Consider the following 8,302-nt stretch of genomic DNA (forward strand, 5'->3'; position numbering starts at 1 on the left):
CACGCCGACCCCTACCCCGACGCCGACGCCCACCCCGACGGGCGGCACCTGCGGGCTCACCTACACGCTCACCAACACCTGGTCCGGAGGCTTCCAGGCCCAGCTGACCGTGAAGAACAACGGCTCGGCGGCGTGGAACAACTGGGCGGTGAGCTGGACGATGCCTTCGGGGGTCACCCTCGGCAGCGGCTGGAACGCGGTGGTCACCCAGAACGGGACGACCTTCACCGCCAAGGCGCCGGCCTACGCGTCCAGCATCGCTCCCGGCCAGTCGGTGGCCGTCGGCTTCACCGCCAACGGCCCCTCGTCACCGGGGCCGGCCAACCTCACCTGCTCCTGACCTGCGGGCCGGCCGGGAGACGTCCTCCTCCCGGCCGGCCCGCAAGGACCCTCCCTCGCGAAGGCGGGCGGGCGCGTGGCGCCCGCCCGCCTTTCGCGTGCCCGTGGTGACCGGCCGCCACGCGCCCACGCTCCAGCGACCGGCCCGTTCGGCCCATCCCCGCCTTCCCCGCTGTTCCTCCCCTTTCCGGCGATCTCGCCACCTTTCGCATTTCTTCGGGTTTCCCGGATTTCGCGGGTGCTCGGCCGAGCGCGGTCTTATAGGCGCGCGCCCGTCACGGCCGCCACGGCTCCGGCGTCCACCGGTCCGCCCGGCGCGGCGGCGGCGGAAAGCGCCGCCCGATTCACCGGGCGGCGCGCGGAACGGAACATCCGCAAACGCCGCCCTCTTTCATCGACAACGGGACACTTTTCCATTTTATCCGCACGGTCCGCCGGAATCGAATCTTCCGCATGTCGCATGACGATTGCGGGTCCACCGATCAGTACGGTGGGATCTTGAGACGCATCATCGGGAATGCGTTTTCACCCAGCGATACCAAAAGCAAAGGACCGCTTTATGAACAATGCCAATCGGCCGCGCGTCGGGGCACGACATTTCGCTCGTTCCTTGCTGGCGGCGGCTCTCCCGGCGATGGTCGCGATGGGAGCCGTCATCGCGACACCACAGTCCGCGAGCGCGCAGGCGCCCGTGGCGCTCGGCGCCGCCGCCACCTTCGGGGTCCTGGCCGGCACGTCGGTCACCAACACCGGCCCCTCGCTCGTCACCGGTGATCTCGGGGTGAGCCCCGGCGCCACGGTGACCGGCTTCCCGCCCGGCTCGGTGACCGGCACGATCCACGCGGGCGACGCCGCCGCCGCGCAGGCCCAGACGGCCCTGACCGCCGCCTACACCGACATCAGCGGCCGTACGGCGACCGGCACCATCCCGGCCGCGCTGGGGGGCACCACGCTGACGCCGGGCGTGTACAACTCGGCGACCGGCCCCTTCACCCTCACCGGCAACCTGACCCTGGACGCACAGGGGGACCCCAACGCGGTCTTCATCCTCCGGACGACCGGGGTGGCCGGCAGCCTGACCGTCGCCCCTGGAGCCACGGTGACGCTCACCGGCGGCGCGCGGGCGTGCAACGTCTTCTGGCAGGTGACCTCGACGTCCACGGTCGCGCCGACCGCCACGATCGGCGCGGGCGCGGTCTTCGCGGGCAACATCCTCGCCCTCACCTCGATCGACGTGGGCGTCGGCGCGATCCTGAACGGCCGTGCCCTCGCCCGCAACGGCGCGGTCACCCTGAACACCTCGCAGATCCGGCAGCCGGTCTGCGCCGGTTCGCGGACCGCCGTGGCGGTGACCACCTCGTGCGCCGACCCGAACTTCCATGGCCCGCTCACCCTCACCGCCACGGTGCGCGGCGACGGCCAGGCGATACCGACCGGGCAGGTGGTGTTCCTGGTGGACGGCGTCAGCCGGGGTTCGGCCACGCTCGACGCCCAGGGCCGGGCCTCGATCACGCTCAGTGACCTCGCCGAGGGCGAGCACTCCATCGTCGCCTTCTACCCGGGCAACGCCTCGTTCGACTCCGCCACCTCGGCGACCGTCCTGGAGCGGCTCGGTCCGGGCGGCGTCTGCTGCGAGGAGAACGCCAAGGCGGGCAAGGACGGCAAGCACGGCGAGCACGGGTGGTCCGGCGCGACCGGCGGCGACCCGAACCGTCCCGGCGCCAAGGACCGCGACCGGCGTTTCGTCTCGCGTCACCACAAGGATGACAAGGGCCGCCTGGTGACCCTCGCGACCGTGCGCACCATCGAGGGCGTGTTCGGCGAAGGCGGGGGCGGCGGGCACCGTCACGACCGCTGGTCCAGGCACGGGCACCACGGCCACCACGGCTACAAGGGCGGCCACAAGGGCGGCAAGGTCTACAAGAAGGTCCGTGGCGGCCACAAGGCGCCGCACCGCCCACGGCCGCGGGCACCCAAGCCCACCGGTGGCGTCACCGGCTGAAGCGGCGTCCTGAACGCTCGCGGGGCCCGTCCGAACTCATCGGACGGGCCCCGAACGCTGTGCTCGGCTGTGCTGGACCTACTCGTTTCCCTCCCGGTCGTCCGCGCTCGACGGCGGGGACGCATCCTCGGGTGGGGACGCTTGGGGGGCGGGCAGGGACGCGTCCTCGGCGGACACCTCCACCCGGCGGCGGTCGAACTCATCCTCGAGCTCGCGCGTACGTGACGCGAAGTCGTCCACGGCGTCCTCAGAACCGCGAAGCAGCGTCTCCATCCATGACTCCTCGAGCTGCTGGAGCTCGGCGCGCAGATCTCGCACGCTCAGGTTTCTCGGATCGACTCTGTTCATGTCTCCACAGTGCACCGAGACCGGCGAATCCGTCACCTTCTGACAAAGCGGGATATCTCACACCAGCTCGCAGTCTTGATCATTTCCGGTGATCCGCAAGGTGATCCGCACGGCACCTCCGGCCGGTGCGCCGCGGCCACGCCCGGCCGTGCGCTTCCGCTGGATCAGGGCGGGCTCGCGACCACTCGGCGGGCGTCCCGGGCACGCGTCTCCGCCGTTCCCGGAGAACGGTGAAGACGCCGTCGTCAGCACCCCCGCACCGGCTCACCGGCGTACTGAAACTTTCAACCTCCCACCCGGAGCCGACATAAGGCGGAGGTAAGAACGTCCAGGCTGGCGACGATGCCGGCGTCTTCGCGTGTGAAATCTGCCTGACACCTCATTGACATCTTTGGTGCACCCAGCAGAATCCGATGTGGGAGCGCTCCCATGCATGACTTCTTTTCCCGATCCGGTACGAGACCCTCGCCGTGCCACCTTCTGTACCGTCCATCGCCATTCATCACCTTGGAGTACCTCCGGTATGTCAACATCATCGTTAGGGGCGGGAGCGCTCCCACGGTCACGGATGAAACGACGTGGCGTGTGGGCCGCGCTGGTCAGCCTGGTGGCGGGCCTTTTCACCATGCTGGCCTCCGTACCGGCCTCCGCGGCCGTCGCCTGCAACGTCGACTACACGCTCAACGACTGGGGCAGCGGTTTCACCGCGGCCGTGAAGATCACCAACAACGGTGACGCCTGGTCGAGCTGGCGCCTCACCTTCAGCTTCGCCGGGAACCAGCGGGTCACCTCGGGCTGGAGCGCCACCTGGTCGCAGAGCGGCGCGAACGTCACCGCCACCAACGCGAACTGGAACGGGAACCTCGGCAACGGTCAGTCGACGGAGATCGGCTTCCAGGGCACCTACAGCGGCAGCAACGCCAAGCCCACCAACTTCGCGATCAACGGCACCTCCTGCAACGGCGGCACCAACCCCACGCCGCAGCCGCCGACCGTGAGCCTGACCTCGCCGAGCGCCGGCGCGACCTTCTCCGCGCCCGCCACGATCGCGATGGCGGCCTCGGCGTCCGACACCGACGGCACGGTCAGCAAGGTGGACTTCTACCAGGGCAGCACGCTGCTCGGCACGGACACCACCGCGCCGTACACCTACACCTGGGCGAACGTCGCGGCCGGCAGCTACTCGCTGACCGCGCGGGCGACCGACAACAGCGGGCTGACGACGACCTCCTCCCCGGTGGGCGTCACGGTCTCCGGCACCCAGACGTCCAGCATCGTGGCCAACCCCACGACGCTCCTGGTTTCCGAGGGCGGCTCGGCGACGTACTCGGTGTCCCTGTCGCGGGCGCCCTCCAGCAACGTCACCGTGACGACCACGAAGGCGAGCGGCGGCGACGCCGACCTGACCGTGTCGTCCGGCGGCTCGCTGACCTTCACGCCGTCGAACTGGAGCACCCCGCAGACCGTGCGCATCGCCGCGGCCGAGGACTCCGACGAGACCGCCGGCTCGGCGACGTTCACCTCGGCGGCCAGCGGCTGGACCAGCGCGTCCGTCGTCGCGACCGAGGCCGACAACGACGGCAGCAGTGGCGGGAACGAGTACATCCAGCGGTTCACCACGCTGTACAACAAGATCAAGGACCCGGCCAACGGGTACTACTCTCCGCAGGGCGTCCCCTACCACTCGGTCGAGACGCTGCTGGTGGAGGCTCCCGACCAGGGTCACGAGACGACCTCCGAGGCGTTCAGCTACATGCTGTGGCTGGAGGCGGTGTACGGCCAGGTCACCGGCACGTGGACCAGGTTCAACGACGCCTGGGCGACGATGGAGAAGTACATCATCCCCGGCTCGGCGGACCAGCCGACCGCGTCCTTCTACGACGCGAGCAAGCCGGCGACCTACGCCGGTGAGTGGGACGACATCAAGCAGTACCCGTCGAAGCTCGACAGCGGCGTGTCGGTCGGCCGCGACCCGATCGCGAGCGAGCTGCAGAGCGCGTACGGCACCAAGGAAGTCTACGGAATGCACTGGCTGCTCGACGTGGACAATGTCTACGGCTTCGGCCGCTGCGGCGACGGCACCACCAAGCCGGCCTACATCAACACCTACCAGCGCGGCCCGGAGGAGTCGGTCTTCGAGACCATCCCGCAGCCGTCCTGCGACACGATGAAGTTCGGCGGCAAGAACGGCTACCTGGACCTGTTCACCGGGGACCAGTCCTACGCCAAGCAGTGGAAGTACACCAACGCCCCCGACGCCGACGCGCGCGCCATCCAGGCCGCGTACTGGGCGCACACCTGGGCGACCGCGCAGGGCAAGGCGTCGCAGGTCTCCGCCTCGGTCGCCAAGGCCGCGAAGATGGGTGACTACCTCCGCTACGCGATGTACGACAAGTACTTCAAGAAGCAGGGCTGCACCAGCACCTCCTGCGCCGCCGGCACCGGCAAGGACAGCGCGGCCTACCTGCTGTCCTGGTACTACGCCTGGGGCGGCGCGACCGACACCTCGGCCGGCTGGGCGTGGCGCATCGGCTCCAGCCACAACCACATGGGTTACCAGAACCCGCTCGCGGCCTGGGCCCTGTCCAACGTGGACGCCCTCAAGCCCAAGGGCGCGACCGCGGTCACCGACTGGAGCACCAGCCTGACCCGCCAGCTCGAGTTCTACACCTGGCTGCAGTCGGCCGAGGGCGCCATCGCCGGTGGCGCGACCAACAGCTGGCAGGGCCACTACGCGGCGCCGCCCTCGGGCTCGCCGACCTTCTACGGCATGGCCTACGACTGGCAGCCGGTCTACCACGACCCGCCGTCCAACCAGTGGTTCGGCTTCCAGGCCTGGTCGCTGGAGCGCGTGGCCGAGCTGTACGACGTCACCGGCAACGCGCAGGCCAAGGCCATCCTCGACAAGTGGGTCGCCTGGGCGATGGCCAACACCACGATCAACTCCGACGGCACCTACCAGATCCCGTCGACGCTGAAGTGGACCGGCCAGCCGACGACCTTCGCCGGTCTGCCGCACAGCAACGCCAACCTGCACGTGTCGATCGCCGACTACACGACCGACATCGGTGTGGCCGGCTCCTACGCCAAGGTGCTGATGTACTACGCCCACCGGGCGAACAACACCCAGGCGAAGAACATGGCCAAGGCGCTGCTCGACGGCATCTGGGCGAACAACCAGGACGCCAAGGGCGTGTCCACCCCGGAGACCAAGGCGGACTACAACCGCCTGGACGACCCGATCTACATCCCCTCCGGCTGGACCGGCACCATGCCGAACGGCGACGCGATGAACTCCAACTCGACCTTCATCTCCATCCGGTCCTGGTACAAGAACGACCCGGACTGGCCGAAGGTGCAGGCGTACCTGGACGGCACGGGCCCGGCCCCGACGTTCAACTACCACCGGTATTGGGCGCAGGCCGACGTCGCCATCGCCCTCGCCGAGTACGGCCGGCTGTTCCCCTGATCCGGCCGGCCCCCGGGTGCGGTGACGCCTGACAGTCGCCGCACCCGACCGCAGGGGCGTGGCCCGCCGCAAGACGCGGGCCACGCCCCCGGTACCGGGGTGCGGCGGGCCTGACCCCCGCCGCACCCCGCAAGTCCCCTCCCGCGTGACGCACCACCGAACCACCGCTCCACCGGTTCCCGGCTCGAGAGGCCCCGATGTCCCTCAGACGCGCGCTCACCGGCCTGGCGATCCTCGCCGCGTCGGCCACGCTCTTCCCCGTCCTCTCCTCCTCCCCGGCCGCCGCGGCCACCTTCAACTACGGCGAGGCGCTGCAGAAGTCGCTCTTCTTCTACGAGGCCCAGCGCTCGGGCGACCTGCCCGCGAGCAACCGGGTCAACTGGCGCGGCGACTCGGGCATGAACGACGGCAGGTCGGCGGGCCTGGACCTCACCGGCGGCTGGTACGACGCGGGCGACCACGTGAAGTTCGGCCTGCCGATGGCGGCGAGCGCGACCATGCTGGCCTGGGGCGGCGTGGAGTACCGCGACGCGTACCAGAGCTCGGGGCAGCTCACCTACCTGCTCGACAACCTGAAGTGGGTCAACGACTACTTCATCAAGGCCCACCCGTCGCCCAACGTGCTGTACGGGCAGGTGGGCAACGGCGGCACCGACCACGCCTGGTGGGGTTCCGCCGAGGTGATGCCGATGGAGCGCCCGGCATACAAGATCGACGCCTCCTGCGGCGGCTCGGACCTGGCGGGCGAGACCGCGGCGGCGATGGCGGCCTCCTCGATGGTCTTCCGCCCGACCAACGCGGCCTACGCCGACACGCTGGTCACGCACGCCAAGCAGCTCTACACCTTCGCCGACACGGTGCGGAAGAACTACAGCGACTGCATCACCGACGCGGCGAGCTACTACAAGTCGTGGAGCGGCTACAACGACGAGCTGGTGTGGGGCGCCGCCTGGCTGTACCGCGCGACCGGCGACACCTCCTACCTGACCAAGGCCGAGTCCTCCTACGACAAACTCGGCACCGAGCCGCAGAGCACGACCCGGTCCTACAAGTGGACGATCGCCTGGGACGACAAGTCGTACGGCGCGTACGCGCTGCTCGCCAAGCTGACCGGCAAGCAGAAGTACATCGACGACGCCAACCGCTGGCTCGACTGGTGGACGGTCGGCGTGAACGGCCAGAAGGTGAACTACTCCCCCGGCGGCGAGGCCGTCCTGGACACCTGGGGGTCCCTGCGGTACGCGGCCAACACCGCGTTCGTCGCCCTGGTCTACAGCGACTGGCTGACCGGTGACGCCACCCGCAAGACCCGGTACCACGACTTCGGGGTCCGGCAGATCAACTACGCGCTCGGCGACAACCCGCGCAGGTCGTCGTACATGGTCGGCTTCGGCGCGAACCCGCCGCGCAACCCGCACCACCGCACGGCGCACGGCTCCTGGTCCAACAGCCTCAACGAGCCGGCCGACAGCAGGCACATCCTGTACGGCGCGCTGGTCGGCGGGCCGAAGTCCGCTGACGACGCCTACGCCGACAGCCGCAGCGACTACGTGATGAACGAGGTGGCCACCGACTACAACGCGGCCTTCACCGGCGCGCTGGCCCGCCTGTACCGCGAGTTCGGCGGGACGCCGCTCGCGAACTTCCCGGTGCCCGAGACGCCGGACGGGCCGGAGATCTACCTGCAGGCGTCGGTGAACTCCTCGGGCGGCACCTACACCGAGATCAAGGCCGTGGTGTACAACCACTCGGCGTGGCCCGCGCGGGCGCTGACCGACGGGAGCTTCCGGTACTTCTTCACGCTGGACGGTGACACGACGCCGAGCCAGATCACGCTGTCGTCGGCCTACACCCAGTGCAAGGCGCCGGCCGGGCCGACGCAGTACTCGGGGAAGGTCTACTACGTCACGATCGACTGCTCGGGTACGGGCTTCGCGCCCGCCGGTCAGTCGGAGTCGCGGCGGGAGGCGCAGTTCCGCATCGCCAGCTCGTCCGGGTCGTGGGATCCGGCCAACGACTGGTCCTACGCGGGCGTCGCCACCACCCCGGGCGGCACCCCGGTCACGGTGACTCACATCCCGGTGTACTCGGGCGGCACGAAGATCTACGGTGAGGTGCCGGGAATCGGGCCGAACCCGACCCCC

The 8,302-nt window shown here is 69.6% G+C and carries 5 protein-coding genes; 4 read left to right on the forward strand and 1 reads right to left on the reverse strand.

Annotated elements, in window-relative coordinates; all coding sequences use genetic code 11:
• Positions 1-340: cellulose binding domain-containing protein (locus IEY93_RS26435; RefSeq protein ID WP_189165833.1), on the forward strand; the 340-nt coding region annotated here is incomplete at its 5' end.
• A gap of 642 nt (positions 341-982) precedes the next feature.
• Positions 983-2,341 carry an ice-binding family protein gene (locus IEY93_RS26440; protein WP_203968822.1) on the forward strand — a complete coding sequence of 453 codons (1,359 nt, stop codon included), beginning with the start codon at positions 983-985 and terminating at the stop codon, positions 2,339-2,341.
• A gap of 78 nt (positions 2,342-2,419) precedes the next feature.
• Here the strand turns inward: IEY93_RS26440 and IEY93_RS26445 are convergent, their stop codons facing one another.
• Complete coding sequence (locus IEY93_RS26445) at positions 2,420-2,689, reverse strand: DUF6158 family protein (protein ID WP_189165835.1); 270 nt, start codon at positions 2,687-2,689, stop codon at positions 2,420-2,422.
• Positions 2,690-3,257: 568 nt separating this feature from the next.
• Here IEY93_RS26445 and IEY93_RS26450 point away from each other — a divergent pair.
• Positions 3,258-6,158: a glycoside hydrolase family 48 protein gene (locus IEY93_RS26450; RefSeq protein ID WP_189165836.1), complete on the forward strand. Its 2,901-nt coding sequence runs from the start codon at positions 3,258-3,260 to the stop codon at positions 6,156-6,158.
• Between the two features lie 197 nt (positions 6,159-6,355).
• Positions 6,356-8,302, forward strand: a 1,947-nt coding sequence (locus IEY93_RS26455; protein ID WP_229691500.1) for a glycoside hydrolase family 9 protein, incomplete at its 3' end; no start/stop codon positions are given.

Origin of the sequence: Sphaerisporangium melleum (genome assembly GCF_014646695.1) — a bacterium.
Lineage (GTDB): Bacteria > Actinomycetota > Actinomycetes > Streptosporangiales > Streptosporangiaceae > Sphaerisporangium > Sphaerisporangium melleum.